This is a genomic window from Amycolatopsis sp. Poz14 (genome assembly GCF_006704225.1).
Taxonomy (GTDB): Bacteria; Actinomycetota; Actinomycetes; order Mycobacteriales; family Pseudonocardiaceae; genus Amycolatopsis; species Amycolatopsis nivea.
The window spans coordinates 608,407-632,894 of record NZ_JACLHD010000001.1 but is presented as its reverse complement, the minus strand read 5'-3'; the positions used below and the strand labels follow the sequence as shown (position 1 = coordinate 632,894).

General features: G+C 69.1%; 28 protein-coding genes. 14 read left to right on the top strand and 14 right to left on the bottom strand.

The genetic code is table 11. The features are described from left to right. Positions 1-18: 18 nt before the first annotated feature. Positions 19-837, bottom strand: coding sequence for an AraC family transcriptional regulator (locus FKO37_RS03250; protein WP_238603693.1), 819 nt, complete (start codon positions 835-837; stop codon positions 19-21). Between the two features lie 97 nt (positions 838-934). On the opposite strand from FKO37_RS03250, the gene FKO37_RS03245 reads away from it, so the two are divergent. Beyond that, positions 935-2,344: an amidase gene (locus FKO37_RS03245; protein WP_238603692.1), complete on the top strand. Its 1,410-nt coding sequence runs from the start codon at positions 935-937 to the stop codon at positions 2,342-2,344. Here FKO37_RS03245 and FKO37_RS03240 read toward each other — a convergent pair. The 3 genes from FKO37_RS03240 to FKO37_RS03230 are packed head-to-tail and all read right to left on the bottom strand — an operon-like array spanning position 2,341 to position 5,626. Beyond that, positions 2,341-4,719, bottom strand: coding sequence for an excinuclease ABC subunit UvrA (locus FKO37_RS03240; protein ID WP_238603691.1), 2,379 nt, complete (start codon positions 4,717-4,719; stop codon positions 2,341-2,343). The two genes, FKO37_RS03245 and FKO37_RS03240, sit on opposite strands and share 4 nt — an antisense overlap. A gap of 42 nt (positions 4,720-4,761) precedes the next feature. Beyond that, positions 4,762-5,172: a VOC family protein gene (locus FKO37_RS03235; protein WP_037809456.1), complete on the bottom strand. Its 411-nt coding sequence runs from the start codon at positions 5,170-5,172 to the stop codon at positions 4,762-4,764. 10 nt (positions 5,173-5,182) lie between these two features. After that, positions 5,183-5,626: a helix-turn-helix transcriptional regulator gene (locus FKO37_RS03230; protein WP_009085513.1), complete on the bottom strand. Its 444-nt coding sequence runs from the start codon at positions 5,624-5,626 to the stop codon at positions 5,183-5,185. 107 nt (positions 5,627-5,733) lie between these two features. On the opposite strand from FKO37_RS03230, the gene FKO37_RS03225 reads away from it, so the two are divergent. Further along, complete coding sequence (locus FKO37_RS03225; RefSeq protein WP_167754017.1) at positions 5,734-6,618, top strand: hypothetical protein; 885 nt, start codon at positions 5,734-5,736, stop codon at positions 6,616-6,618. On the opposite strand, the gene FKO37_RS03220 is transcribed toward FKO37_RS03225, so the two are convergent. Together FKO37_RS03220 and FKO37_RS03215 are read right to left on the bottom strand one after the other, a co-directional pair. Beyond that, a complete protein-coding gene (locus FKO37_RS03220; protein WP_037809175.1) occupies positions 6,615-7,253 on the bottom strand; it encodes a pyridoxal 5'-phosphate synthase in 639 nt (212 codons plus the stop codon). The genes FKO37_RS03225 and FKO37_RS03220 overlap by 4 nt on opposite strands. A 1-nt stretch (position 7,254) precedes the next feature. Continuing rightward, positions 7,255-7,926: a hypothetical protein gene (locus FKO37_RS03215; protein ID WP_037809458.1), complete on the bottom strand. Its 672-nt coding sequence runs from the start codon at positions 7,924-7,926 to the stop codon at positions 7,255-7,257. Positions 7,927-8,021: 95 nt separating this feature from the next. On the opposite strand from FKO37_RS03215, the gene FKO37_RS03210 reads away from it, so the two are divergent. Together FKO37_RS03210 and FKO37_RS03205 are read left to right on the top strand one after the other, a co-directional pair. Continuing rightward, the gene (locus FKO37_RS03210; protein WP_199817341.1) at positions 8,022-8,549 is read left to right on the top strand and encodes a DUF2020 domain-containing protein; all 528 of its coding nucleotides are present in this window, start codon (positions 8,022-8,024) and stop codon (positions 8,547-8,549) included. A 141-nt stretch (positions 8,550-8,690) separates the two neighbouring features. Continuing rightward, on the top strand, positions 8,691-9,143 hold the full coding sequence (locus tag FKO37_RS03205) for a hypothetical protein (protein ID WP_238603690.1): 453 nt from the start codon (positions 8,691-8,693) through the stop codon (positions 9,141-9,143). A 64-nt stretch (positions 9,144-9,207) separates the two neighbouring features. On the opposite strand, the gene FKO37_RS03200 is transcribed toward FKO37_RS03205, so the two are convergent. Continuing rightward, positions 9,208-9,849 carry a hypothetical protein gene (locus FKO37_RS03200; RefSeq protein WP_238603689.1) on the bottom strand — a complete coding sequence of 214 codons (642 nt, stop codon included), beginning with the start codon at positions 9,847-9,849 and terminating at the stop codon, positions 9,208-9,210. Between the two features lie 206 nt (positions 9,850-10,055). Between FKO37_RS03200 and FKO37_RS03195 the strand changes: the two genes are divergently transcribed. Further along, complete coding sequence (locus tag FKO37_RS03195; protein WP_009085526.1) at positions 10,056-10,580, top strand: peptidylprolyl isomerase; 525 nt, start codon at positions 10,056-10,058, stop codon at positions 10,578-10,580. 43 nt (positions 10,581-10,623) lie between these two features. Then, positions 10,624-11,577: a rhomboid family intramembrane serine protease gene (locus FKO37_RS03190; protein ID WP_238603688.1), complete on the top strand. Its 954-nt coding sequence runs from the start codon at positions 10,624-10,626 to the stop codon at positions 11,575-11,577. Here the strand turns inward: FKO37_RS03190 and FKO37_RS03185 are convergent. Together FKO37_RS03185 and crgA are read right to left on the bottom strand one after the other, a co-directional pair. Then, positions 11,566-11,943 (bottom strand): PH domain-containing protein, encoded by a 378-nt coding sequence (locus FKO37_RS03185; protein WP_238603687.1) that lies wholly within the window; start codon positions 11,941-11,943, stop codon positions 11,566-11,568. The genes FKO37_RS03190 and FKO37_RS03185 overlap by 12 nt on opposite strands. 133 nt (positions 11,944-12,076) lie before the next feature. Next, positions 12,077-12,343, bottom strand: a complete 267-nt coding sequence (crgA, locus tag FKO37_RS03180; RefSeq protein ID WP_037809181.1) for a cell division protein CrgA — start codon at positions 12,341-12,343, stop codon at positions 12,077-12,079. A 601-nt stretch (positions 12,344-12,944) separates the two neighbouring features. On the opposite strand from crgA, the gene FKO37_RS03175 reads away from it, so the two are divergent. The 3 genes from FKO37_RS03175 to FKO37_RS03165 are packed head-to-tail and all read left to right on the top strand — an operon-like array spanning position 12,945 to position 15,024. After that, a complete protein-coding gene (locus tag FKO37_RS03175) occupies positions 12,945-13,898 on the top strand; it encodes a class E sortase (RefSeq protein ID WP_200864287.1) in 954 nt (317 codons plus the stop codon). Further along, positions 13,898-14,056, top strand: a complete 159-nt coding sequence (locus tag FKO37_RS03170; protein ID WP_162836037.1) for a hypothetical protein — start codon at positions 13,898-13,900, stop codon at positions 14,054-14,056. Before FKO37_RS03175 ends, FKO37_RS03170 begins: the two co-directional genes overlap by 1 nt. Then, positions 14,026-15,024, top strand: coding sequence for an LLM class flavin-dependent oxidoreductase (locus FKO37_RS03165; RefSeq protein ID WP_238603686.1), 999 nt, complete (start codon positions 14,026-14,028; stop codon positions 15,022-15,024). The genes FKO37_RS03170 and FKO37_RS03165 overlap by 31 nt, the downstream gene beginning before the upstream one ends. Before the next feature lie 118 nt (positions 15,025-15,142). On the opposite strand, the gene FKO37_RS03160 is transcribed toward FKO37_RS03165, so the two are convergent. Next, positions 15,143-15,529, bottom strand: a complete 387-nt coding sequence (locus FKO37_RS03160; protein ID WP_037809185.1) for an SCO5389 family protein — start codon at positions 15,527-15,529, stop codon at positions 15,143-15,145. A 130-nt stretch (positions 15,530-15,659) separates the two neighbouring features. Further along, entirely contained in the window at positions 15,660-16,259 is a 600-nt protein-coding gene (locus FKO37_RS03155; RefSeq protein ID WP_238603685.1) for a TetR/AcrR family transcriptional regulator, read from the bottom strand. A gap of 62 nt (positions 16,260-16,321) precedes the next feature. Here FKO37_RS03155 and FKO37_RS03150 point away from each other — a divergent pair, with 62 nt between their 5' ends. After that, positions 16,322-17,224, top strand: coding sequence for an NADP-dependent oxidoreductase (locus FKO37_RS03150; RefSeq protein WP_238603684.1), 903 nt, complete (start codon positions 16,322-16,324; stop codon positions 17,222-17,224). Positions 17,225-17,226: 2 nt separating this feature from the next. On the opposite strand, the gene FKO37_RS03145 is transcribed toward FKO37_RS03150, so the two are convergent. Next, a complete protein-coding gene (locus FKO37_RS03145) occupies positions 17,227-18,543 on the bottom strand; it encodes an FAD-dependent oxidoreductase (RefSeq protein ID WP_037809190.1) in 1,317 nt (438 codons plus the stop codon). A gap of 111 nt (positions 18,544-18,654) precedes the next feature. Between FKO37_RS03145 and FKO37_RS03140 the strand changes: the two genes are divergently transcribed. The 4 genes from FKO37_RS03140 (at position 18,655) to FKO37_RS03125 (ending at position 21,183) form a co-directional block, all read left to right on the top strand. Beyond that, entirely contained in the window at positions 18,655-19,299 is a 645-nt protein-coding gene (locus tag FKO37_RS03140) for an aminodeoxychorismate/anthranilate synthase component II (RefSeq protein ID WP_238603683.1), read from the top strand. Between the two features lie 14 nt (positions 19,300-19,313). Continuing rightward, positions 19,314-20,117, top strand: a complete 804-nt coding sequence (locus FKO37_RS03135) for an ATP-binding cassette domain-containing protein (protein ID WP_240014434.1) — start codon at positions 19,314-19,316, stop codon at positions 20,115-20,117. Beyond that, positions 20,105-20,749: a hypothetical protein gene (locus FKO37_RS03130; protein ID WP_134728029.1), complete on the top strand. Its 645-nt coding sequence runs from the start codon at positions 20,105-20,107 to the stop codon at positions 20,747-20,749. The genes FKO37_RS03135 and FKO37_RS03130 overlap by 13 nt, the downstream gene beginning before the upstream one ends. 104 nt (positions 20,750-20,853) lie before the next feature. Beyond that, entirely contained in the window at positions 20,854-21,183 is a 330-nt protein-coding gene (locus FKO37_RS03125; RefSeq protein WP_037809200.1) for a hypothetical protein, read from the top strand. 69 nt (positions 21,184-21,252) lie between these two features. On the opposite strand, the gene pknB is transcribed toward FKO37_RS03125, so the two are convergent. Both pknB and FKO37_RS03115 read right to left on the bottom strand, forming a co-directional pair. Then, a complete protein-coding gene (pknB, locus tag FKO37_RS03120) occupies positions 21,253-23,244 on the bottom strand; it encodes a Stk1 family PASTA domain-containing Ser/Thr kinase (protein WP_037809471.1) in 1,992 nt (663 codons plus the stop codon). Further along, positions 23,241-24,485 (bottom strand): serine/threonine-protein kinase, encoded by a 1,245-nt coding sequence (locus tag FKO37_RS03115; RefSeq protein WP_037809201.1) that lies wholly within the window; start codon positions 24,483-24,485, stop codon positions 23,241-23,243. The genes pknB and FKO37_RS03115 overlap by 4 nt, the downstream gene beginning before the upstream one ends. Positions 24,486-24,488: the final 3 nt, after the last annotated feature.

Genomic DNA, 24,488 nt, shown 5'->3' with positions numbered 1-24,488 from the left:
GCGATCATGCCGGTGCGATCACCCGTTCGCGCAGTGGGGGCGAGACCAGGCGACCTCGTCGACCGCGAGCCACGGCGCGTTCGCGGCGGCGGAGGGGGTGATCCCGGCGAAGGCTTTGACCTCGTGGTGCAGGTGCGACTGGTCGACGTAGCCGCTCTCCGCCGCCACCAAAGCGGGACTTTCGCCCGCGGCGAGCCGGTGCACCGCGTGGTCGAACCGGACCAGTTGCGCGGCGCGTTTCGGGCTGAGCCCGAGCTGGCTCCGGAACCGGGACCACAGGCGTTTCCGGCTCCATCTGGTCTCGTCGGCCAGCTGCTCGATCCGCACCTGACCGTGGTGCGCGTCCATCCGCCGCCAGGCGAAGGCGACTTCCGGATCGACCGTGCGACCGGCCTCGTACCGCTTGCCCAAAGCGGCTTCGACCAGGGCGAACCGGTCGTTCCAGGAGTCGAGCGCGCGCAGTCGGCCCGGCAGTTCGGTGGGCCAGACGTCCTCGAGGGACACGACCTCGCCGCTCAACTCCGTCCCGAGCACCGCGTGTGCGACCTCGGGCGACAGCCGGATCTGCACGCATTCGATGCCCTGGCCGCGCACGCGCATGCCGTGCGGCACGAGTCCGGCGACGACGCTGCCGCGTGCCACGTCGTTGACGAGCAGCTTCTCGCGCAGGTTGAGGAACAGCGTGACGGCCGGGTACGGGACCACTGTCAGGTCCACCTGGTCGACGGTGTCACCGACGAATCCGGCCATCCGCACCCCGGGCAGCCGGAGCGGCCGGGACGGCACGGCGATGCCCCACACCGCTGGTCCGTCGCGAGCCCACTCGGCTGGTCGCATGCCGCCATCGTACGTAAATTCGCCCGCGCGACATTTCTCCAAGACCGGCCACCACCGCCCCGACCAGGCTGAACGGGTACCGGAAAGGGGATCCGTGATGACCAATCCGTTCAGCTCCGCCGTCGAAGTCGCCGCCGCCATCCGCGCGAAGGAGGTGAGCCCGGTCGAGGTCGCTGATTGCTACCTGGACCGCATCGCCGAGCTGGATCCGAAGTTCAACGCCTTCTGCTTCCGCGCCGACGACGAGGTCCGTACCGCGGCGAAAGCCGCCGCCGACGCTGTGGTGCGGTGCGCGCCGGAAGAACTGCCGCCGTTCCACGGGGTTCCGCTGCCGATCAAGGACCTCGTAAACGTCGCCGGCTGGCCGACCACTTACGGCTCGCTGGCCACCGACCGTTCCCCGCAGCCCAAGTCGGACCCGATCGTGCAGCGGTTCACCGACGCGGGTTTCCTCCCGCTCGGCAAGACCACGACGTCGGAATTCGGCGCGGTGCCCTTCACCGAGAGCGAGGCGCAGGGCATCTCGCGCAACCCGTGGGACCCGGACCGCACGCCCGGCGGTTCGTCGAGCGGCGCGGGGGTCGCCGTCATCGCCGGAATGGCCCCGGTCGCGCACGCGGAGGACGGCGGCGGGTCGATCCGCATCCCGGCGTCGTGCACCGGTCTCGTCGGGTTGAAGCCGACCCGCGGCCTGGTCACGAACGCCGTGGTGGAGGTCGAGGGCTTCGCGACCAGCGGCGTCGTCAGCCGGACGCTTGCCGACACCGCGGCCGTGTTGGACGTCCTCACGAGGCACGACCCGGGCGCGTGGTGGTCGCAGCCGACGCCCACCCAGTCGCTCGCCGACGCGCTGAACACCGAACCCCCGACTCGCCTGCGGATCGGTGTCCTCACCACCTCGCTGATCGACGGCATCGAGGTCGACCCGGCCTGCCTGACCGCGGTCGACAAAACCCTTCGCGCGCTGGAGGAAGCCGGACACCAGGTTGTCGACAAGCCACTTCCGCTGCCGACGTCCGAGGAACTGCTGGCGACATTCCTGAAGGTCTGGAACGTCGCCAGCGCAGGCGTCCCGGTAATCGACCCGGACCGCATCGAGCCGCACAACCGGGCACAGCGCGAAGCCGCGAAGTCGGTCGATTCCTGGACTTACGCGGAGAGCGTGCACCAGACCCAGGTGTTCTCCCGCCGCATTGTCGAAGCCTTCGTCGGCAGCTTCGATCTGCTGGTCACGCCGACCATGGCGTGCCTCCCGCCGAAGGTCGGCGCGTGGCGAGCGAGCGGAAATCCGGTGGTGGCCGCGTACCCGATGGGCGTGTTCACGTCGCTGTTCAACGTGACCGGCCAGCCCGCGATCTCCCTCCCGCTGCACCACGACGAGGCCAGCGGCCTGCCGGTCGGCGTCCAGCTGGTCGCCGCGCCCTGGCGGGAAGACCTGCTGCTGCAGGTCTCCCGCACCCTGGAACAGGCGCTGCCCTGGGCTGACCGGCGGCCGCCGCTCGACTAGCCCACGTAGGCGGCCAGGTGCTTCCCGGTCAGCGTCCGCTTCTTCTTCACCAGCTCGGCGGGCGTCCCCTCGAAGACCACCTGGCCGCCGTCGTGCCCGGCGCCGGGGCCGAGGTCGATGATCCAGTCGGCGTGCGCCATCACGGCCTGGTGGTGCTCGATGACGATCACCGACTTGCCCGATTCGACCAGGTGGTCCAGCAGCCCGAGCAGCTGTTCCACGTCGGCGAGGTGCAGGCCGGTGGTCGGCTCGTCGAGGATGTACACGCCGCCGTTCGATCCCATGTGCGTGGCCAGCTTCAGCCGCTGCCGCTCGCCGCCGGACAGCGTGGTCAGCGGCTGGCCGAGGGTCAGGTAGCCGAGTCCGACCTGTTCCATCCGCTCGAGAATCCGGTGCGCGGCGGGGGTTTTCGCGTCGCCGTCGGCGAAGAACGCGGTGGCCTGGGCGACCGACATCGCGAGCACCTCGCTGATGTCCCGTCCGCCGAAGCGGTACTCCAGCACTGAGGCGTCGAACCGCTTGCCCTCGCAGACCTCGCAGGTGGTGGCCACCCCGGCCATCATCCCGAGGTCGGTGTAGATGACGCCGTTGCCGTTGCAGTTCGGGCACGCGCCTTCGGAGTTGGCGCTGAACAGCGCGGGCTTCACGTTGTTGGCCTTGGCGAAGGCCTTGCGGATCGGTTCGAGCAGCCCGGTGTAGGTCGCCGGGTTGCTCCGCCGCGAACCGCGGATCGGGGCCTGGTCCACCGACACGACGTCGTCGGATTCTCGAATGGACCCGTGGATCAGCGAGCTCTTACCCGATCCGGCCACGCCGGTGATCACACACAGGACGCCGAGCGGGATGTCGACGTCCACGTCCTGCAGGTTATGCGTGTTCGCGCCGCGGATTTCCAGCACGCCCGTGCGCTCCCGCACCGACGGCTTGAGCGAGGCACGGTCGTCCAAATGCTTGCCGGTCAACGTCTTGCTCGCGCGCAGACCGTCCACAGTGCCCTCGAAACACACCGTGCCGCCGTTCGTGCCCGCGCCCGGGCCGAGGTCGACCACGTGGTCGGCGATCGCGATCGCCTCCGGCTTGTGCTCCACCACGAGGACGGTGTTTCCCTTGTCCCGCAAGCGGAGCAGCAGGTCGTTCATCCGCTGGATGTCGTGCGGGTGCAGGCCGATGGTGGGCTCGTCGAAGACATACGTGACGTCGGTGAGCGACGAGCCGAGGTGCCGGACCATCTTCACCCGCTGTGCCTCGCCGCCGGACAACGTGCCCGCCGGCCGGTCCAGCGACAGGTAGCCGAGACCGATCTCCACGAACGATTCGAGCGTCTCGTGCAGCGATTTCAGCAGCGGCGCGACCGACGGGTCGGACAGCTTCCCGACCCAGTCGGCGAGGTCGCTGATCTGCATCGCGCATACGTCGGCGATGCTCATCCCGTCGATCTTGGACGACCGCGCCAGCTCGCTCAGCCGCGTCCCGTCGCATTCCGGGCACGTCGCGAAGGTGACCGCGCGGTCCACGAACGCGCGGATGTGCGGCTGCATCGCCTCGACGTCCTTGGACAGATACGACTTCTGGATCCGCAGCACCAGACCCTCGTAGGTCATGTTGATGCCTTCGATCTTCATCCGCGTCGGTTCCTTGTACAGGAAGTCCTGCAGTTCGCGCTTCGTGTACTTGCGGATCGGCTTGTCCGGGTCGACCAGGCCGGACCCGGTGTAGAGCCGGTAGTTCCAGCCGCCCGGGGTGTAGCCGGGGATGGTCAGCGCGCCCTCGGCGAGCGACTTCGAGTCGTCGTACAGCTGGGAGAGGTCGATGTCGTTGATCGAACCGCGGCCCTCGCAGCGCGGGCACATGCCGCCGGTGACGCTGAAGCTGCGCCGCTCCTTGATCTCCTTACCGGCGCGCCGCACGGTGACCGCGCCCGCGCCGCTGATCGAGGCGACGTTGAACGAGAACGCCTGCGACGACCCGATGTGCGGGGTGCCGAGCCTGCTGAACAGGATCCGCAGCATCGCGTTGGCGTCGGTGGCGGTGCCGACCGTCGAGCGCGGATCGGCCCCCATCCGCTGCTGGTCGACGATGATCGCGGTGGTCAGCCCGTCGAGCACGTCGACCTCGGGACGGGCCAGCGTCGGCATGAAACCCTGCACGAAACTGCTGTAGGTCTCGTTGATCAGCCGCTGCGATTCGGCCGCGATCGTGCTGAACACCAGCGAGCTCTTGCCCGAGCCGGACACCCCGGTGAACACCGTCAGCCGGCGCTTCGGGAGTTCGACGCTGACGTCCTTGAGGTTGTTCACGCGGGCGCCCTGCACGCGGATCAGGTCATGGCTGTCCGCGGCGTGCCCCGGCGTGGTCTTCCCCTTGGCCTTGGTCATCTCTCTCCCAGTTTCTTTCCCGGCGGTCCGGCTCGGACTGCTTCAGCTCGCTTGCTGGATGCGGATGAGGTTCCCGGCCGGGTCGCGGAACGAGCAGTCCCGGACGCCGTAGGGCTGGTCGGTGGGCTCCTGCACGACCTCGGCGTCGCTGGCCTGCAACCGGTTGAAGGTCGCGTCGACGTCCTTCGTGGCCAGGTTCAGCGCGGCGTAGGTGCCCTTGGCCATCATTTCGGTGATCATCCGGCGTTCGTCGTCGGTGAGGCCGGGGAACGCGGCGACCGGCTGCAGCACGAGCGAGGTGTCCGGCTGTCCGGGCGGGCCGACGGTAATCCAGGCCATGTCGCCGTATTTGACGTTGTTGCGCACCTCGAAGCCGAGGACGTCGCGGTAGAAGGTCAGCGTCGCTTCCGGATCGGTGTGCGGGAGGAAGCTCGCGTGAATCGTCATGTCCATGCCGATCACACTAGGTTCGCGCCGAACGGGGTGCTTCTCGATTCCTGATCGGTCGCGTGACCTGTTTGGCGACGCACGGCGCCATGCCCTCGGTCGCCCCGGTCTCCTCCTGGCGGTACACGCTCGGCGGCTTTCCGACCAGCTCGGTGAAGCGCGTGCTGAACGTCCCCAGCGACGAGAACCCGACCTCGAAACACACCTCGGTGACGCTCAGGTCGCCGCGCCGGAGCAACGCCATCGCGCGCTCGATGCGGCGGGTCATCAGATACGAATACGGCGACTCTCCGTAAGCGGCGCGGAACTGCCGGCTCAGGTGCCCGGCGGACACGTTGACGCTCCGCGCGAGCGCCTCGACGTCCAGGGGACGCGCGTACTCGCGGTCGATCCGGTCGCGCACCCGGCGCAACCGTGCGAGATCGGCCAATCGCTGCGCGTCGTCCGGTTTGCTGGTCACTTCCGAATCGTGCCACGGCGATCGCCCGAGCCCCAGCAATCCGCTCTTTCGGGCTGGTGGCCGATTCGTTCAAGACCCTCGCGCCGGACTCGTGCGACGGTTTCCGGGTGACTGTGAACTTGGAGGCCGTCGCCCCGTTCCTCGCCGGGCACGGCAGGGTGCTGGACCAGCGGCGGTTCGAGCTGCTGAACGGAAACGGACGGGCCGAGGAGGTGCTCGCGGCGGTCGCCGCCTACCGGAATCCGGACGGCGGGTACGGCTGGGGCCTGGAACCGGACCTGCGCGCGCCGGAAAGCCAGCCGGGCGGCGCGCTGCACGCGTTCGAGGTGTTCGCCGACATCGCCCCGGCGACTACGCCGCACGCGGTGCAGTTGTGCGACTGGCTGGAATCGGTGTCGTTCACCGACGGCGGGCTGCCGTTCGCGTTCCCGGTCGCGGACCCGGCCGCGTGCGCTCCCTTTTGGACCGGAGCCGATCCGACGGTGTTCTCCTTGCAGAGCACCGCGTTCGTCACGTCCGCGGCGTGGCGGGTCGCCGAACACGACCCGTCGGTCGCGGCGCATCCGTGGCTCGCGCGGGCGACCGAGACGTGCCTGCGGGCGATCCGGGAGCTCGAGGAGATGCCGCACGTCATCGAGTTGAGCTTCGCGATCCACCTGCTCGACGCCGTGCACGGCAGGTATCCGGAAGCCGATGAACTCCTGACGAAGCTGGGGAAGTTCTTGCCGGAGAGCGGAATCGTCCCGGTGCAGGGCGGTTCCGAAGGCGAGGTGCTGCGTCCGCTGGACTTCAGCCCGGTGCCCGGCCCGTCCCGGCGGCTGTTCACCGCGGAGGCGGTCGAAGCGGATCTGACCCGGTTGGAACAGGGCCAGCAGCCCGACGGCGGCTGGACGGTCGACTTCGCCAGCTTCTCCCCGGCGGCCGCGCTGGAATGGCGCGGTTACGCCACCGTCGGCGCGATCGCCAAGCTGCGCGCCAACTCGCGGCTCTAGGGCCAGAGGCGTTCGCGGACCCAGCCCGCGGGTTCGCGGCGGTAGCGGACCCGGAGGTGCTGCCGGTCGTGCGAGGCCTGCCAGAACTCCACCGATTCCGGCTGGATCAGGTAGCGCGTCCACGTTTCCGGTGCCACATCCGGGTTCTCCGCTACCCAATCCGCAGCCGCCGCGGCCGCTTCGACGAGCTTCGCCGGATCGGAAAGCACCTCCGACTGATGCCCGACGTACGCCTCGGCCCGCGACGCGGGCGGCCGAGCGAGGAAGTCGTCGGCGGACACCTCGGGCGCGGCCGGCACCACCAAGCCGCGCACCCGGACCTGGCGTCCGCGGCCAGGCCAGAAGAACGTCAGCGCCGCGCGCGGATTCGCCGCCAGCTGCTGGCCCTTCGGGCTTTCCGAACTCGTCGCGACCGCCCAGCCGTCCGCGTCGACGTTCTTCAGGATCACTACGCGAGCGTCCGGAGCCCCGTCGGCGTCCACTGTGGACAGAGTGACGGCGTGCGGGGCCAGCACGTGCTCGCCCGCCTCGGTCAGCCAGGCGAGGAACAGCTCCTCGGGCGTTTCCGGGGTGTGGTCCGGGTCGAATTCCGGGAGCTGTTCGGGAAACGACTGCCAGCCGCGCAACGAAACCATGTCACCGACCGTACGGCGGTTGCCCCGGCGGCGGGTAGTGCGGCGGCTGCGGCCCGGCCGGTCCGGCGGCGGGCGGGGGACCGGTCTGCGGCATCGGCCCGGACGGGATCTGCCCCGGGAATCCGCCGGGACCCGGTTGCGGGGGCTGACCGTAGGCGGCCTGTTGCTGCTGCCATTGCACCTGCTGGAGAGCCTCGCCCGGCTGCGGGAAACAGAACGTCAGCTTGGCCCTGATCGCGCCGTGCATCGCCGCGCCCCAGAGCTTCCCGCCGGTGAACGCGTAGGTCGCGCCCGCCTGCGGATCCACCGCGACCATCCGGGTTTCGCCGCCGAACTGGTTGCTCGTCTTCGCGCTCGCCAGCTGCGCGGCGTCCGGGTGCACGCGGCCGACGAGCCCGCAGATCACCACCGACGCGGCGGTCCAGCCGATCGTGCCCTGCACGTTGGCGCGGGCGTGCTGCGTCGCCATGCCGGTGAACTGCTGCAGCGTCGCCGCGTCGATCTCCGGATAGGCCCCGGCGACCACGCAATAGTTCATCGTGGACAGCATGATCGACTCGGCGAACAGGCCGACCGCGCACGTCACCGGTCCGATCTGGACGGTGTTGAGCCTGCCGCCGCTGCGCACCACGCGTTCGGCGACCACCTGCAGGTACTGCTCGGGCGTGAGCACGTCCGCGACCTCCCCGGGCTGAGCGGAATCCGACGTCATCGTCGCACGCGCCGCCTTCGCGCGGACTTCACCGGGCATGGTTGACTGTGCCCGCCATGCGCCGACTTCTCGTTCTCGCCCCAGCCCTGGTCCTGCTCGCCGGCTGCAACCCGTCGAGCCCGGCGAAGGAGACTCCGTCTTCGGCGCCGGCGAGTTCCGCTTCGGCCTCCGCGGCGCTGCCGCCGGATCCGCAGCCCGCGCGCACCGCGGAGTGTCCGTACCTGTCCAACGAGACAGTGCAGGACGCGAACGGTCAGCACGTCACCAAGGTGAGCGTGTCCGACGACGAGCCGCATCCGACGTGCTTTTTCTACCGTCCGGACGGCAGCCTCCAGCTGACCGTGCGGGTGTACGTGGGCAAGAGCGACGTCGCGACCGCGCTGGTCAACAAGGCCGCGCCGGTCGACACGTCGAACCCGGCTTCGGAGCCCGCGGGGTGGAAGGGCGGCTACCAGCCGGCCGGGGACGGAGTGGTCTACGCCGTCGCCAAGGGCGAGGCCGCCGTCATCGTGACGAGCAACCAGAAGCAGAGCATCAAAGCACGCACAGTGGCGAAAAAGGCTATCGCTGCCCTGAAGCTCTGAGTAACGGGCTCCGCACGGGTGAGTGAAGTTGATCTTGTATTACTCTAAGCAGCACGCGCGGTTCCCCCAACACTCGCGCGGCGGGTGCCCGTCCGGCACCGAATACTTTGGTTACCCCTTTTCGACGACAAGGACAGATTCGTGGCTGACACCCTCAAGGAAATCCTGCTTGACTCGAGCCGTCGCCCCACCGTGGTCGCCGACTTCGCGGAGCTCGTGGACGCCGAGGTCGCCGACAAGGGCGGGGTTTCGGGCGCGGTCGTGAAGACCGGCTTCGCCGCCGTCAAGAAGATCAAGCCGGGCATCATCCCGTCCGCGGTCGACAGCCTGCTGGACGACTTCGCCGGTGCGCTCGAGCCGTTCTACGGCGACTACCGCGCCCAGGGCGGCAACGACTTCGGCGCCTACCTGACCAGCCGTTCGGACGAGGCGTCGGACGCGCTGCTCGGGGTCACCGACAGCCGCGCCGAGCGCAGCAGCCGCGACAGCATCAAGAAGGTCTACTCGAAGCTGCGCCCGAACGGCAAGAAGAACGTCGAGGAGGCGCTGCCGCGTCTCGGCCAGCTGATCGACAAGCACGCCGCCGCGGTCTGAACCGACTGAGCGACAACACGAAAAAGGGCCCCGGGACGCACTTCCCGGGGCCCTTTTCGCGCGTTCAGTTCTTCTTCTCGGCAGCCGACGGGCTCGGCGCCTTGCCGTTCGTCTTCGGCTCGCCCGGCTTGGCGTCCTTCGCGTCCTTGGCCTCGGCGGCCGGCTTCGCGGGCGGAGCCGGGGGAGCAGGCGGGGTGGCCTTCGGCGGCGCCGGGGCGACCGGCGGCTCCTGCTGCCGCGACTTCAGCGCGACGGCGGTGCCGACCGCGACCGCGCCGAGACCGAGGATCCACGGCCAGCGACGACGCTTGCGGGTGCCCTTGGCCGCGCTCTTCGCCTCCTCCAGAGCGGCGCGGAACTCCTTCTTCGCCGCCTTGAAGTCCTTCTTGCCGCGGCGCTTCGACTCGCCCGCCGACGCGGCGGCCTTGATCGCGGCCTTCTTGGCCTTGCGGCCCGGCTTCTTCATCTCGGCGATGCGGGCGAGCGCTTCCTTGCGCGCCGCGGCGGAGCTCTTCTTCAGCTCCTTGCGGGTCAGCTCCGTCTTCTTCGCCAGCTTGCGCCGGGCGCGGCGGCTCCGCTTCCCCAGCTCCTCCGCGCCGGCCTCGGCGGCCTTCGCGCCCGCCTTGCCCGCCTCGACGACCAGCTTCCGCAGGTCCGCCGAGCCGGACTTGGCCGACTCACCGACCGATTCCACGGCCCGGGTCATGGTCTTCACCTCATCAATCGTTGTGAAACAGATCTGTTGCTTGACATCTATCCTGCCCTTTTTCCGCCGACACCGCTGCGGCTTCCCGCTGCGGGCCTCGCGGAAACCTCGGGAAAGTGCCTTCTTCCTGGGCCGGTGTCCAGCGCGACGGGCCGGGGACGCCCCCTGAACCCCCCATTTGTGCGAAGGGGTGGCACGATGGCGGCGTGACTGAAAGCGCCCGCAAGGCCACCCTGCACACCAACCAGGGTGACATCCACGTGAACCTGCTGCCCGACCACGCGCCGAAGACCGTGGCGAACTTCGTGGGGCTGGCCACCGGCTCCAAGGAGTACACCCAGCCGAACGCGAAGGGCGGCAACTCCGGTCCGTTCTACGACGGCTCGATCTTCCACCGCGTCATCGACGGCTTCATGATCCAGGGCGGTGACCCGACGGGCACCGGCCGCGGCGGCCCCGGCTACAAGTTCGGCGACGAGTTCCACCCCGAGCTGCAGTTCTCCAAGCCGTACCTGCTGGCCATGGCGAACGCCGGGCCGGGCACCAACGGCTCGCAGTTCTTCATCACCGTCGCGCCGACCTCGCACCTGAACTTCCGGCACACGATCTTCGGCGAGGTCGCGGACCAGGAATCCCGCAACGTCGTCGACGCCATCGCGACGACCGCGACCGGACCGGCGGACCGCCCGCTGTCCGATGTGGTCATCGAGAAGATCACCGTCGAAGACTGACGCGCCGCAGGCAGGGATGGGGTTTCGGTAGGTTGGAGTCATCGTGAGCCAACCGCCGAACCCGTCCGCGCCCTCTCTTCCCGGTTGCTGGTGGCATCCGAACCGCCCGACCGGCCTCAGCTGTGCCCGCTGCGGACGTCCGGCCTGCCCGGACTGCCTGCGCGAAGCCCCGGTGGGGTTCCAGTGCACGGACTGCGTCCAGTCCGGCGCGCAACAGCAGAAACAGCAGCACCGGCAGTACCGCGACGCCGGAATGGGCTCCCGCACGATCGCCGGGGCCCGGCTGTCGAACTCTTACACCGTCACGGCGACTCTGATCGCGGTGAACGTGGTGGTCTTCCTGATCACCGTCGTCCAGGCGAAGAGCCTGTTCAACAACAATCTGTCCCTCACCCACGCGTGGTTTTCTCTGGAGCCCGTGCTCACGCTCGGCGCGGGCGAGTGGTGGCGGATTTTCACCTCGGGCTTCCTGCATTACGGACCCATCCACATCGCGGCGAACGCGTTCTCGCTGTGGATGATCGGCCGTGCGCTGGAGCAGGTCTTCGGCAAGGTCCGGTACCTGGCGCTCTACTTCGTGTCGATGCTCGGAGCCTCCGCCGCGGTGCTGCTTTTCGGGGATGGCAGGCCGACGGTAGGCGCCTCCGGCGCGATCTTCGGGCTTCTCGGCGCCTACGCGGTCATCACGCTCAAACTGCGGCTCAACCCGACCGCGCTGCTCATCAACCTGGTGATCAACGCCTACATCACCTTCACGATCCCCGGCATTTCGATCTGGGCCCACGCTGGCGGCCTCGTTACCGGGGCACTGGTGACAGCCGCCATTCTCTACGCTCCCGCCCGCAACCTGGTCCGGTGGCAGGCGATCGGCACGGCCGTCATCGCGATCGCGCTCGCCGGGCTGATCAGCTGGCGAGCCACGGACTACCCGTCGCTGGATTGCTCTCCCCGGCTGGTTCAGGGGGAGTACCGGTACTCGTGCGAGCTATCCCGCTGAGCGGGCCCGCAGTTCGGTAAGCACGTCCAGCACGTCGCGAGGATCCTCGCCGAGGTCGGTCTGCCCGAAGATGAACAACTGCTCGTCGCGCTCCAGTTCGAGCGTCACGCCGTCGCGGCCGAGGCGGCGGGTGCTGCGCAGCCGGACCGTCGTGCCGGTCCACGGGAGCCGGTGCGTGCCGGAGAGCGTGCGGGCCTGAAGACCGTGCTCGTCGGCGGACAGGCGCGGCCGCACGAGCGTCCAATGGCCCGCGAACGCGCCGACGGCCAGGGTCGCGAGGCCGGTGAGCACCGCGCCCTTGCCGTCGCCGAAGAACGCGTCCGCGACGGTTCCGACCAGCAGCAATGCGGTCAGGCCCCACGCCACTACCACGAGGTTTCGGCGCGGGGCCCAGGAGGTCGGGTGGTTATCCACAGGGGTTATCCACACTGGGGATGAGTCACACCGGTGTGATTCGGTGTCAATCGGCCGACCGGAGCAAAGCTGATCCGGCGGATGGTCAGCGCCACCGCATCGTCATCAGCAGGCCGGCGATCATCGCGGCGAATCCGATGGCGAAATTCCAGTTTCCGAGCTCGCTGAGGAACGAAACTTTGTCGCCGGCGATGTAGTTCACGACCAGCCACACCAGCCCGAGGAGCATGAGGCCGAACATGACGATCTTGTAGAACAGGTTCGACGGTCCCGCGGCCTGGACCTTCACCGGGGTGCGGCGGTCGACAGGCGGGGTGTACGCGGTCTTCTTGCGGACCTTCGACTTCGGCATCGTTTCCTCGCGTGCTCTCGGGCATTCCTGGTGGCGGCATCCTGGACGAGGTCCCGCTGTCGGGGTGCGCAACCAGCGCCACGTGCACACGTTAACGTAAAGGACGGCTCCGCAGCACCGGGCGGGAGCGGTCGGGTTTCTCAGACTGTGACAATAGCGCCACCTGGAGTGCCGAGGAGGCCTCCGGCCGGGCGCGGGAGGAGCTTGCGTGACGCCGCAAGATTGGCCGGGCGAGGACGACCGCCGCCCCGGCACGGGACCTGACCGCCCGGTCCGCCGCCAGCCGCCGCCGCCGAGAAGGCAGCCAGGGGAGACCCCGCCGCGGCGAAGAGTGGCCGGGAACCCCAGCGGCAGATCACCCGAACAGCGCACGCCGATCGACCGGGGCGGACCGCGCCGGGACGGCGGCGAAAACCGGCCCGTGCAGGGCCGGCCGGGCGAAGGCAGGCCCCGCGAGGGTGACCCCCGCGGCGGTGATTTCGGCGGTCCGCGCGATCCCGGACCCCGCCGTACCGCGGAGTTCCGCGCCGAAGGCGGTCCGCAACGACGTCCCGGCGACCCAGGCGGACGTCCTCGCCGCCAGCCGGAAGAAGGCCGTCAGATGCCGCGCCGAGTCGGCGCCGCGGCCCCGGACCCGTCCCGGCGGCGGATGACCGGCCCGGAGTTCGCCGAGCAGCCGACCGAGGTGTTCTCCGCGGTCGCGGTGGAGGACAAGGACGACAAGAAGGCGAAAAAGACCCCGCCGCCGCTGGGCAAGGGCGGGCTCGCGATCCGCACCGCGGGCGAAATCTTCATCACGCTCGGCGTGGTCGTGCTGCTGTTCATGGTGTACGAGGTGTGGGTCACCGACCTGTTCTCCGCCGAGAAACAGCACACCGCGAGCGACCAGCTCGACGGCGACTGGGCGAAGGACCGCACGCTGCACCCGGAGCTGATCGACGGCAAGGCGTTCGCGCGCATCCACATCCCGTCGTTCGGCGCGGACTGGAACTTCACCATCCAGGAAGGCACCGGCGAGGATTCGCTGGCGATCGGCCCCGGCCACTACAAGGGCACCGCGCTGCCGGGCGAACCGGGCAACTTCGGCGTCGCCGGGCACCGCGTCGGCAAGGGCGCGCCGTTCAACGACCTGGACAACCTGAGTTCCTGCGACCAGATCGTGATCGAAACGCACACCGATTTCTTCATCTACCAGGTGCTGCCGTACGACGACGAGGTCAAGGGCTGGAGCAGCGGCAAGGGCGCGCAGCCGGAGTGCAAGGGCGTGTCGACGCTGCGCAACTCGAGCATCCCCGGCGGCGGACCGTACGACGAGACGTTCGGCCGCAAGGTCGTCCAGCCGAGCCAGGGCGACGCGGTGAACCCGGTGCCGTACAAGCCGGCCGGGGCGCTGCCGAAGGCGCAGCAGGCTTCGCTGCTCACGCTCACCACGTGTCACCCGCAGTTCTCGGCGAAGGAACGGCTGATCATCACCTCGGTGCTGACCCGCCAGGTGCCGAAGACGCAGGTGCCGGATTACACGACGTTGCTGAAGAAGATCGGAGTCGCGTCCTGATGTACGGCTGGCTCTGGCGGCATCTGCCCGGACCGTTCGCGGTGAAGTTCGTGATCGCGCTCGTGCTGGTGCTCGGAATCGTGGCGCTGCTGATGTTCGTGGTGTTCCCGTGGCTGGACCCGCTGCTGTGGTTCAACAACGTGTCGGTGAGCAACTGAGGTTCGGGGTCTTCCTGGTCTCGGGCTGCTTCCCGGGCCAGGACGACGCCGCCGTACTGCGCCGCACCGTCCACGCGGCTCGCGCGGCCGAGGTCGCCGGTTTCGACGACGTGTGGCTGGCCGAGCACCACTTCATGCCGTATGGCGTGTGCCCGTCAGCCATCACGCTGGCCGCGCACGTGCTCGGCCAGACGTCGCGAATCAGTGTGGGCACGGCGGTAAGCGTGCTGTCCACGACGCATCCGGTGGCGTTGGCCGAACAGTGGTCCATGCTGGACGCGGTTTCTGACGGCCGCCTGCGATTAGGCGTCGGCCGAGGTGGGCCGTGGCAGGACCTGGAGGTATTCGGGACCGGATTGCCGCGCTACGAAACGGGTTTCGCCGAGTCGCTGGACCTGTTGCTGACCGCCACTGGCGGCCGAGTCTCGGCCCGGGGCGCGCATTTCTCCTTCCGCGAGGTACCGCTGCGCCCTATTCCGCAGCGCGCCCCACAAGTCGTGGTGGCCTGCGGCGGCCCGACTTCCTCCGCAGTCCGGCTGGCTGCGAAACGTGAGCTGCCGTTGTTGCTGGGCTTGCACGCGGATGACACGGAGAAGGCGGCCACTGTCGCCGCTTACGGTGCTCCCGCGGCCCACGTGTCGACGGTGCTGTGCCAGGTCGGCGACGATGCTTCCGCCGTTGTGCGCCGCGCTTTGCCGGGATGGCTGGCGGATGGCTTGGCTGCCCATGTGCCAGTGGACGATCGGCCTGGTCCGGGGCGGGATCCTTGGGAGTACACGGAAAAACTGTGCGCGATCCATCCGGTGGGGTCGGTTGAGCATTGCGTCGAGACTTTGCGGACGAGTTTTGCGCGTACTGGGGTGTCGCACGTGATCATGTTCGTGGAAGCGTCGGGCACGGAGGAAGGCACGATGACAAACATCGCGCGGATCGGTGCCGAGGTGTTGCCCGCACTGCGGGGGGCTTGAGCCTTCTAATCTCTAGATCGCAGGTTCGGCCCGTCACGCCTGGGACGCGGTCGTCAAAACGCGGGCCCAGCTCGGGGGGTTTGCCGAAGCACCGGGCAAACCCCCGAGCCGTGCTCGGTTAGCAGTCCCGCAGCTCCGGGCTCTGGTTCAGCAACTGCCCCCGAGGCGAAACGAACGCCCGGTACCGATCCCCGTCCGTCTCGCGGAACACGGCTACCCGGTGGCAGTTCTGGAACGCCAGCTTCACCCCGAAATGCCGCTCCAGCCCGCCCCGGATGGCGTCTGAGGCCAGTGCTCGCAGCAGCTGACCGCGGGCGGTCTCGTCCGGCGGCGGGGTTTCGTTGTCCGCGAATCCGTCCGCGGCGGTGTCTGCTTCCGCGATCACTCCGGTGATGACCTCCCACGCGTACGGCAGCGATTCCCGCACGCAGGCCACGAACTCGGCGTCGGAGACCTCCCCGCGTTCGGCCTTTTCCAGCAGCGCGGGCGATACGTCCAAGGACAAGACAACCTCCATGGTCAGCGGTACCCCTCAGAGCTACCGGCCCGCCCGACCCGGCCACAAGAGAAAACGAGTTTCATCACCACTTTGGTGGATCACTCCCACCGGAACAGCCGCACGCTGAGCATCCTTGCTAAGCGCGGCTAAGCGGCACCCGCACAGCTGGCGGCAGCGGTCCGGCATCCGGATGCGCCCGGAACGACTGGATCAGCAACGCCGTGAACCGACGCACCGCTGCGACGCGAGCAGAAGCTGGTTCCACCCGGATCCCCTCGTTGGCGACCAATGCCAGCACGAGGTCTTCCAGCACGAAATCCGCGCGCAGCTCGCCGGTGTCCTTCGCTCGGTGGATGAGTTCGAGCAGCAGCCGCAGGGTGTGGGCTCGGTCGGCGGCGAAGTCGAGTCGCCGGGGCAGTTGGGCGACGAACGCGCGGAAGCCCTGGTCACGGGCATGCGCCTCGGTCAGCTTCTCCAGCACCAGGACGAAACCCTGCCACGGATCAGCCGCCGCCAGGCCCTCTTCGACGATTGACGAGCACAGCGCCAGCTCCTCGGCGAACGCTTCGGCGATCAGCGCTTCTTTGGTCGGAAAATGCCGGTAAACCGTCGCGACGCTCACCTCGGCCTGCCGGGCGATCTCCCGCATCGGTACGCCGTATCCGCGGACCGTGAAAGCCACCCGCGCCGCCGCGAGGATGCGGACTCGGTTGTGGGCGGCGTCGGTCCGTCTCACTTCGGCCGCCACCTCTCTCACTTCCGGCTGGATCGCTGACCTGCTGGAATACCTTCGGGCACATGAAAGCCGTCCAGTTTTCCCAGTATGGCCCGCCCAGCGTCGTGCACGTCGCCGATGTCGCCGAACCGCACGCCGGGCCGGGGGAGATCCGCATTTCGGTGCGCGCGTCCGGGTTTTCCGCGGGCGAAACCATCATCCGATCGGGAGCGCGCAAAGACACCATGCCGGTGACATTCCCGTTCCGGACGGGCTACGACGCTGCTGGCGTGGTCGACGAGGTGGGCGACGGGGTCACCGGAATAGCGCCCGGCGAGCACGTCTTCGGCATGACCGACGCGAATCACCGGGGAGCCAACGCGGAGTACGCCGTCTTGGTGCATTGGGCTGCCAAACCGGACGCCTGGAGCTGGGCTGAGGCGGGCGGTGCCGCGGGCGCGATCGAAACCGCGACCCGGGTGTTGGATCAGCTTCCTGGCGGAAAGATCCTGGTGAACGGCGCGGCGGGCGGCGTCGGCACGGTCGCGGTCCAGTTGGCGATCGCGCGCGGGGCCACCGTTATCGGCGCGGCGAGCCCGCGCAACCACGATTTCCTGCGTTCCCTCGGGGCCGAGGCGACGACGTACGGTCCGGGGCTGGTCGACCGAGTCGGCAGCGTCGACGCGGTCTTCGACTGTGCCGGGGGAGCATTGCCGGACCTGATCGAGATCGCCGGAAACCCCGTGCGGGTCGTGACGATCACCGACACCACCGCGCCACAGCACGGCGTGCACTTCTCGCACGGTGCCGCGCTCCCTCGTGCGGATCCGTTGGCAGTACACGGACTTGCCCCAGCAGCAAAGCTCGCCGAGGGAGGCCGCTTGCGGATTCCCGTCGCAGCGACCTTCCCGCTGAGCGAGGCCGCGGCCGCGCACGAGTTGAGCGAAAGCAGGCACGCCCGCGGGAAGATCGTCTACCTGAACTGACCTCAGGCGCGCGAAACCCGCACCATCTCGTCGCGTTCCACGACCTTCACCCGCTCGCGTCCCTCGGCCTCGCCGAGCGACTTCTCGTGCGCGTCGAGTTTGCCCCAGCCTTCCCAGGTGGTGAACGAAATCCCGCGCGCGGCAAGGAATTCCAGGATCGCGTCCGGGGACGAATGCCGCGGCGCGGCGAGGGTGTCCGCGTCCGCCAAGAGGTTCGCGACGGTCTCGGCCGCGTCGCCCTTCGTGTGGCCGATCAGGCCGACCGGGCCGCGTTTGATCCAGCCGGTCACGTACACGCCGGGGACCTGGTTCTCGTCCAGGTCCAGCACCCGGCCGCCCTGGTTCGGGATCACGCCCGCGGTGTGGTCGAACGGGATTTCCGGCAGGTGCGACGACAGGTACCCGACCGCGCGGTACACCGCCTGCACGTCCCAGTCGTGGAACTCGCCGGTGCCGACGACCTTGCCGTCGCGGTACTCGGTGCGTTCGGTGCGCAGGCCGACGACCTTGCCGTCCTCGCCGAGCACCTCGACCGGCGCGTGGAAGAAGTGCAGATGCAGCCGGCGCGGGCGGGTGCCCTCGTCGCGAATCGCCCATTCCTGCAGCGTCTTCACGACCATGTCGGTCTGCTTCGAGGACCGCAGTTCGGCGACGCTGGCCTCGTCGAACTCCATGTCCTCGGGGTGCACGATCACCTCGACGTTCGGCGAATGGTCCAGTTCGCGCAGCTCCAGCGGCGAGAACTTCGCCTGCGCCGGACCGCGGCGGCCGAACACGTGCACGTCGGTGACCGGGCTGGCCTTGAGGCCCTCGTAGACATTCGCCGGGATGTCGGTCGGCAGCAGTTCGTCGGCGGTCTTGGCGAGCACGCGCGCTACGTCCAGCGCGACGTTGCCGACGCCGAGCACCGCCACCGACGACGCGGTGAGCGGCCAGGTGCGCGGCACGTCCGGGTGGCCGTCGTACCAGGACACGAAGTCGGCGGCGCCGTGGCTGCCGTCGAGGTCGATGCCGGGGAGGTCGAGCGCGCGGTCGGCCATCGCGCCGGTCGCGAAGATGACCGCGTCGTAGAACTCGCGCAGGTCGTCCAGCTTCAGGTCGGTGCCGTAGTCGACGTTGCCGAGCAGCCGGATGTTCGGCCGGTCCAGCACCTTGTGCAGGGCGTTGACGATGCCCTTGATGCGCGGGTGGTCGGGCGCGACGCCGTAGCGGATCAGCCCGAACGGCGCGGGCATGCGCTCGAACAGGTCGATCTCGACGTCCGCGTCGGACTTGTCCAGCAGGTCGGCGGCGTAGATGCCGGCGGGGCCGGCGCCCACCACGGCGACACGAAGGATTCGGCTCACCCGCTCCACGGTAAGTTAGGTGATCCTAACAATCACTGTGATCTGGCGTACGGTCCAGCAGGTGGGAGCCGCTAAGCTGGCGGCATGCGCGTTCTCGTCGTCGACAACTACGACAGCTTCGTCTACAACCTCGTCCAGTACCTGGCGCAGCTCGGCGCCGACTGCACGGTGTGGCGCAACGACGTCGTCGACCTCGATCGCGTGCCGGACTTCGACGCGGTGCTCGTCTCCCCGGGTCCCGGAACGCCGGAACGCGCAGGTCAGAGCATTGAAGTGATCGCGAAATGCGCCGAGACGCGCACGCCGATGCTGGGCGTCTGCCTCGGCCACCAGGCGTTGGGTGTGCACTTCGGAGCCACCGTCGACCGCGCGGACGAGCTGCTGCACGGCAAGACCAGCCAGGTGCGGCACACCGGCTCCGGCATCCTCGCCGGGCTGCCGGAGGAGTTCACCGCCACTCGGTACCACTCGCTCACCGTGCTCCCGGACACCATCGATCCGGACCTTTTCGAGGTCACCGGCACCACCGAAACCGGCATCGTGATGGGCATGCGGCACCGCGAACTGCCGCTGGAGGGCGTGCAGTTCCACCCCGAATCCGTGCTCACCGAATGCGGCCACCGGATGCTGGCGAACTGGATGGCCTCGGCGGGCCACCCGGTCGCGCCGACCGTCGTCGACGACCTGGAGCGGGCCACCCGCACCCTGCAGAAGGCCGCGACTGCGTGACCGCGCCGACCCCGCTGATCCGGCTCAGCGGAGTCGGAAAACGGTACGGCAGCGGCGAACCCGTCCTGACGCACATCGATTTCGAGGTGCCCGCCGGACGGGTGGTCGGCGTCCTCGGCACTAACGGATCGGGCAAATCGACGCTGCTGCGGATCCTCGCCGGGGTGTCGCGGGCGTCGTACGGCGACATCACCGGGAGCCCGGCGGTCGGCTACCTGCCCGACCGGTTCCCCGGCGGCCAGCGGCTGAGCGCGCGGGCGTACCTGCGGCATCTGGCGCGGATCCGCGGGCTGACTGACCTGTCCGGGATCGATCCGCTGCTGAAACGGCTCGCGCTGGTCGGCAGTCCGGACGCGCAGCTGCGCACGCTGTCGAAAGGCAATGCGCAGAAGGTCGGCCTCGCCCAAGCCGTGCTGGTGCGGCCGGACCTGCTGATCCTCGACGAACCCTGGTCCGGCCTCGACGTCGGCACGCACGCGGTGCTCGGCGAACTGGTCGCGGAAACCCGCGCACGCGGCGCGAGCGTCGTGTTCACCGACCACCGGCCGGACGTCGTGCGCGAACACGCGGACGAGGTGTACCGGCTCGCGTCCGGCCGGGTCGCGCCGCTGGAAACGCATCCGGAGCGGAAGCGGATCACGCTGCTGCCGGTGTCGTCGAGCGTCGACAACTGGTCCGCCGAACCAGGCGTGCACGCGGTCGCCGACCAAGCAGGCGGCGTGGTCCTGACGGTCGACGCCGAACACGCCGACGCCGTGCTGCTGCGCGCGTTGTCCGGCGGCTGGTCGGTGCGGGAGGTGGCGCCGTGCTCGCAGTGAGCCGCTATTACCTGGCGCTGCTCGGCCATTCGCAACGCTATTTGCCAGCCGGGCTCGCGTACCTCGCGTTGTGCTCAATCCTTTACGCAGACCCGAGTTCGCCAGTGCTTCCGCTGTTTGGCGTGAGCGGCGCGGGGATTCTCGTACTCGGCTGTTGGCTCACGATCGCGTTGCTGGACATCGAGGATCCGGTGCAGCGACTGATCACGCTCAACCACGCCGGCGGCAATCGCAAAACCATCGGCGGCGCGGTGCTGACGGTGTTCGGCTGCACCTTGGTGTGCACGCTGGTGACCGTCGGCTGGGCGGCGACGCATCGGAATCAGTTGCAGGCACAGATCATCGGTGCCGGGCTGGCGACCCATCTCGCGTGCGCTCTGGTCGGCATCGCGATCGGCCTGCCGTGCTCGCGGCTGCTTGTGTCGCGCATCGGCTGGACTGTGCTCGCCGCGGTTCTCGTGCTGGGCGTGGTGCTGCTGGGAAAGTGGGTTCCGCTGGTGCATCCGCTGCTGCAAGCGCTGATGAACGGCTCCCCGTACGGCGGCCCGCTCGGTTTGGCGATAGGCACGTCGGTGGTGCTGCTGGCGGCGAGCATGACGGTGGTGGGCACGGTCTCTACCCGCCGATCCTGACCTTTCTGCAAATTGCATTCGGCAAATGCCGATTTGGGGGTTCCGGGTCGGGCTGCGAGTCGGTTACCCTCGCGCCGTCTGTTGGGCCCGGGAGGGGAGCATCCGTGACGGCAGGGATCGCCGCGATCACCGTGGACGGCTCAGCGGACGAGGTGCGGCACCTCGTTTCCTGGCTCGGCGCCGAGGACGAACTGGCCGGGCGGGTGCGGCTCGCCGGGCCGGGCAGCGGCGTGGTCGTGATGGTGAGCAGCCGGTCGGCGGGCACCTTCTGCCGGTCGCTTTTCGGCTGGCTGCACCGGCAGCGCGACGGACGGCGCGTGTCGCTCACCGTGAAGCGCTCCGGGGCCGTCGAAGAGCTGGACGTCGACTGCGGCGGCGGGCACGACGTCGACGAGGTGCTCGCCAGCGTGCGGAATTTCCTCGACCAAGACTGATCGGCCGGCGCGAAAAAAGGGCCCGCACGGTGCGCACCGTGCGGGCCCTCCTTATGCGCTGCGAGCGAGTCAGCCGCCGTTGTTGTTGCGGATCCCGCCCGGCGGGAAGATCCCGCCGGAGCTCGACGTCGGCGAGCCGCCGCTGCCGTCGTCCTCCTTGATCGTCAGCATGATCGGCTGGGTCGGGCTGATCTGGCTGCCTGCCTGCGGGTTCTGCTTCACCACGGTGTTGGCCTTGCCGCTGCCGGACGAGGTCGACTGCGTTTGGATGCTGCCCGACCAGCCAAGGCTCTGCAGCTTCTGCGTCGCCTGGTCCGAGGTCATCCCGGTCAGGTCCGGCATCTGGATCTGCTGCGGACCGGACGACACGGTCAGCTTCACCGTGCTGTTCGGGGGCAGGTTGCCGCCGTTCGGCTGCTGGTCGATGACCTGGTCCTTCGGCTGGTCCGAGGCCTGGTCGACCCGCTGGGCCTTGAAACCGGCGTTCTGCAGGATCTGCTTCGCCGTCGCGTAGTCCTTGCCGACCGTGTTCGGCACTTCCTTCTGGTTGACGCCGGACCCGACGACGATGTCCACCGGCGTGCCTTCGGTGGCCGAGGAGTTCGCGGTCGGGTTCTGCGACACGACCTTGCCGACGTCGTCCGGGGTGTCGACGGGCTGCGAGGTCGTGTTGCCGAGCTTCAGCTTGGCCTGTTCGAGCGCCGTCTTCGCGTCTTCCGCCGACTTGCCGTGCAGGTCCGGCACGGTGGTGTTGCCCGGCTTCTGCCCGACGGTCAGCGTGATCGTGGACGTGGTCGGCACCGTCTTGCCGACCTCCGGGTCGATCGCGATGACCTTGCCGATCTGGTCCTCGGTGCAGGTCTGCCCGCCGGGGTTGCTCGCTTCCGGACCGCACACCACGTTCTTGTTCGGCGCGAACGACGAGAAGCCCGCCTGCTGCAGTGCCGCCTTCGCTTGGGTGACCTGCTGGTTGACCACCGGCGGGATCTGCGCGGTCTCGTTCTTGTCGCGGAACGACCCGCTCAGCCAGAAGATCAACAGCACCACACCCGCCACGAGCAGCGCGGCGATCACTCCGAAGATGATCCGGCGGCGGCGCTTGGCGCGCGGGTCCTCGTCCGGCTCGTCGGCGTAGTCGTCGTAGGCCACTGGCTGGCGGCGGTCGGCGTTCATCACCTGGGTGCGCTCGTCGTCCGACATCACCATCGGGGCCGACGGACGCTGCCCGGACAGCGTCCGGACCAGGTCCGACCGCATTTCGGCGGCCGACTGGTACCGGTTCGCCGGGCCCTTGGCCAGCGCCTTCAGCACGACCGCGTCCAGCTCCGGCGACACGGCCGGGTTCACCGACGACGGCGGGTTCGGGTCCTCCCGCACGTGCTGGTACGCCACCGCGACCGGGGAATCGCCGGTGAACGGCGGCTCGCCGGTGATCAGTTCGTACAGCACGCAGCCCGCCGCGTAGACGTCCGACCGGGCGTCCACCGACTCGCCGCGCGCCTGCTCCGGCGAGAGGTACTGGGCGGTGCCGATGACGGCCGCGGTCTGCGTCATCGCCGACTGGCCGTCGTGCATGGCGCGCGCGATGCCGAAGTCCATCACCTTGACGGCGCCGTTCTTCGTGATCATCACGTTCGCCGGCTTCACGTCGCGGTGCACGATGCCGTGCCGGTGCGAGAAGTCGAGCGCGGCGCAGACGTCGGCCATGACCTCCATCGCGCGCTTCTGCGACAGCGGGCCCTCGGTCTTGACGATGTCCCGCAGCGTCCGGCCTTCGACGTACTCCATCACGATGTACGGCAGCGGACCGACGTCGGTGTTCGCCTCGCCGGTGTCGTACACGGCGACGATCGCGGGATGGTTCAGCGCGGCCGCGTTCTGCGCCTCGCGCCGGAACCGCTCCTGGAACTGCGGATCGCGGGCGAGGTCCGCGCGCAGGACCTTGATCGCGACTTCCCGGCCCAGCCGCACGTCGTGCCCGTGGTGGACCTCGGACATACCGCCGTACCCGAGCGTGTCGCCCAGCTCGTACCGATTGGAGAGCAGTCTGGGTGTCGTCATCGCTTCGTGCCGTTCCATTCCGTCCAAGGTGTGGTCATCATGCCTTGCAGGCCCTGGGCCTCGCTCGTACCGGCCGGGGTGGCTGAGGTCGGTCCGCTCCCGCTGTCCACGCTTCGCGGCGGTCCTCCGTTGCCGGAGGACACCACTCTCGCGATCAAGAACGCCACGGCCACCAGGACCACGACGATGACCACCGCGAGCAGCACCCACCAGCCCCACTGGTTCCGTTTCGGCGGCGGGACCGGCGGACCGGGCGGGCCCGGCGGAGCCGACAGCGGCCGGAACGCCGGGTTGGAACTGGGTCCGACCGGGGCACCGGCCGCCTGCGGCACTGCGGGCGGAACCGGTGGCACGGGCGGTGCCTGACCTGCCGCGTAGGCGGCGTTGACCAGGCCGAGCGGGGTGGGCAGCGGGCGGCCGGCGCGGACCGCGGCGATCGCGCCCGCGAACTCGCCGCCGCTGGCGTAGCGCTGCCGGGGGTCCTTCACGAGCGTCGCCTCGATCACCGCCCGCGCGCCCGGCGGGACGTCCGGCGGCAGCGGCGGCGGGACGTCGCGGATGTGCATCATCGCGACCGTCACCGCGTTCTCGGACAGGAACGGCCGGTGCCCGGCGAGGCATTCGTACCCGCACACCGCGAGCGAATAGACGTCGCTGGCCGGTTCCGCGTCCTGGCCGAGCGCCTGCTCCGGCGCGATGTAGTGCGCGGTGCCCATGACCATGCCGGACCGGGTGACCGGGGCCGCGTCGGCGGCCTTGGCCACGCCGAAGTCGGTGATCTTCACCTTGCCCGCGGGGGTGACCAGGATGTTGCCCGGCTTCACGTCGCGGTGCACCAGGCCCTGTTCGTGCGCGGCCTGCAGCGCGGTGCCCGCCTGCTCGAGCAGGTCGAGCGTGTAGTCCGCGGTGAGCCTGCCGTGCTTGGCGAGGATGCCCGCCAGCGGATCGCCCTCCACGTACTCCATCACCAGGTACGCGATGGACAGGTCCTCGTTGACCGTCTCGCCGTAGTCGTGCACCGCGGCGATCCCGGCGTGGTTGAGCGAGGCGGTCATCCGCGCCTCGGTCCGGAAGCGGTGCAGGAATTCGGCGTCGCCGGACAGTTCGGCCTTCAGCACCTTCACCGCGACGATCCGGTCGAGCCGGGTGTCGCTCGCCTGCCAGACCTCGCCCATCCCGCCGACGGCGATCCGGTTCGTCAGCTTGTAGCGCTCGGCCAGCAGCTGACCCGAGGACAGCATCGG

Coding starts and splice junctions, on each gene's coding strand:
- FKO37_RS03210 (WP_199817341.1), top strand. CDS start 8,022: ATGCGCCGACTTCTCGTTCTCGCCCCAGCCCTGGTCCTGCTCGCCGGC.
- FKO37_RS03220 (WP_037809175.1), bottom strand. CDS start 7,253: ATGGTTTCGTTGCGCGGCTGGCAGTCGTTTCCCGAACAGCTCCCGGAA.
- FKO37_RS03245 (WP_238603692.1), top strand. CDS start 935: ATGACCAATCCGTTCAGCTCCGCCGTCGAAGTCGCCGCCGCCATCCGC.
- crgA (WP_037809181.1), bottom strand. CDS start 12,343: ATGCCGAAGTCGAAGGTCCGCAAGAAGACCGCGTACACCCCGCCTGTC.
- FKO37_RS03200 (WP_238603689.1), bottom strand. CDS start 9,849: ATGACCCGGGCCGTGGAATCGGTCGGTGAGTCGGCCAAGTCCGGCTCG.
- FKO37_RS03140 (WP_238603683.1), top strand. CDS start 18,655: ATGCGCGTTCTCGTCGTCGACAACTACGACAGCTTCGTCTACAACCTC.
- FKO37_RS03170 (WP_162836037.1), top strand. CDS start 13,898: ATGTACGGCTGGCTCTGGCGGCATCTGCCCGGACCGTTCGCGGTGAAG.
- FKO37_RS03115 (WP_037809201.1), bottom strand. CDS start 24,485: ATGCTGTCCTCGGGTCAGCTGCTGGCCGAGCGCTACAAGCTGACGAAC.
- pknB (WP_037809471.1), bottom strand. CDS start 23,244: ATGACGACACCCAGACTGCTCTCCAATCGGTACGAGCTGGGCGACACG.
- FKO37_RS03175 (WP_200864287.1), top strand. CDS start 12,945: ATGCCGCGCCGAGTCGGCGCCGCGGCCCCGGACCCGTCCCGGCGGCGG.
- FKO37_RS03150 (WP_238603684.1), top strand. CDS start 16,322: ATGAAAGCCGTCCAGTTTTCCCAGTATGGCCCGCCCAGCGTCGTGCAC.
- FKO37_RS03250 (WP_238603693.1), bottom strand. CDS start 837: ATGCGACCAGCCGAGTGGGCTCGCGACGGACCAGCGGTGTGGGGCATC.
- FKO37_RS03235 (WP_037809456.1), bottom strand. CDS start 5,172: ATGGACATGACGATTCACGCGAGCTTCCTCCCGCACACCGATCCGGAA.
- FKO37_RS03240 (WP_238603691.1), bottom strand. CDS start 4,719: ATGACCAAGGCCAAGGGGAAGACCACGCCGGGGCACGCCGCGGACAGC.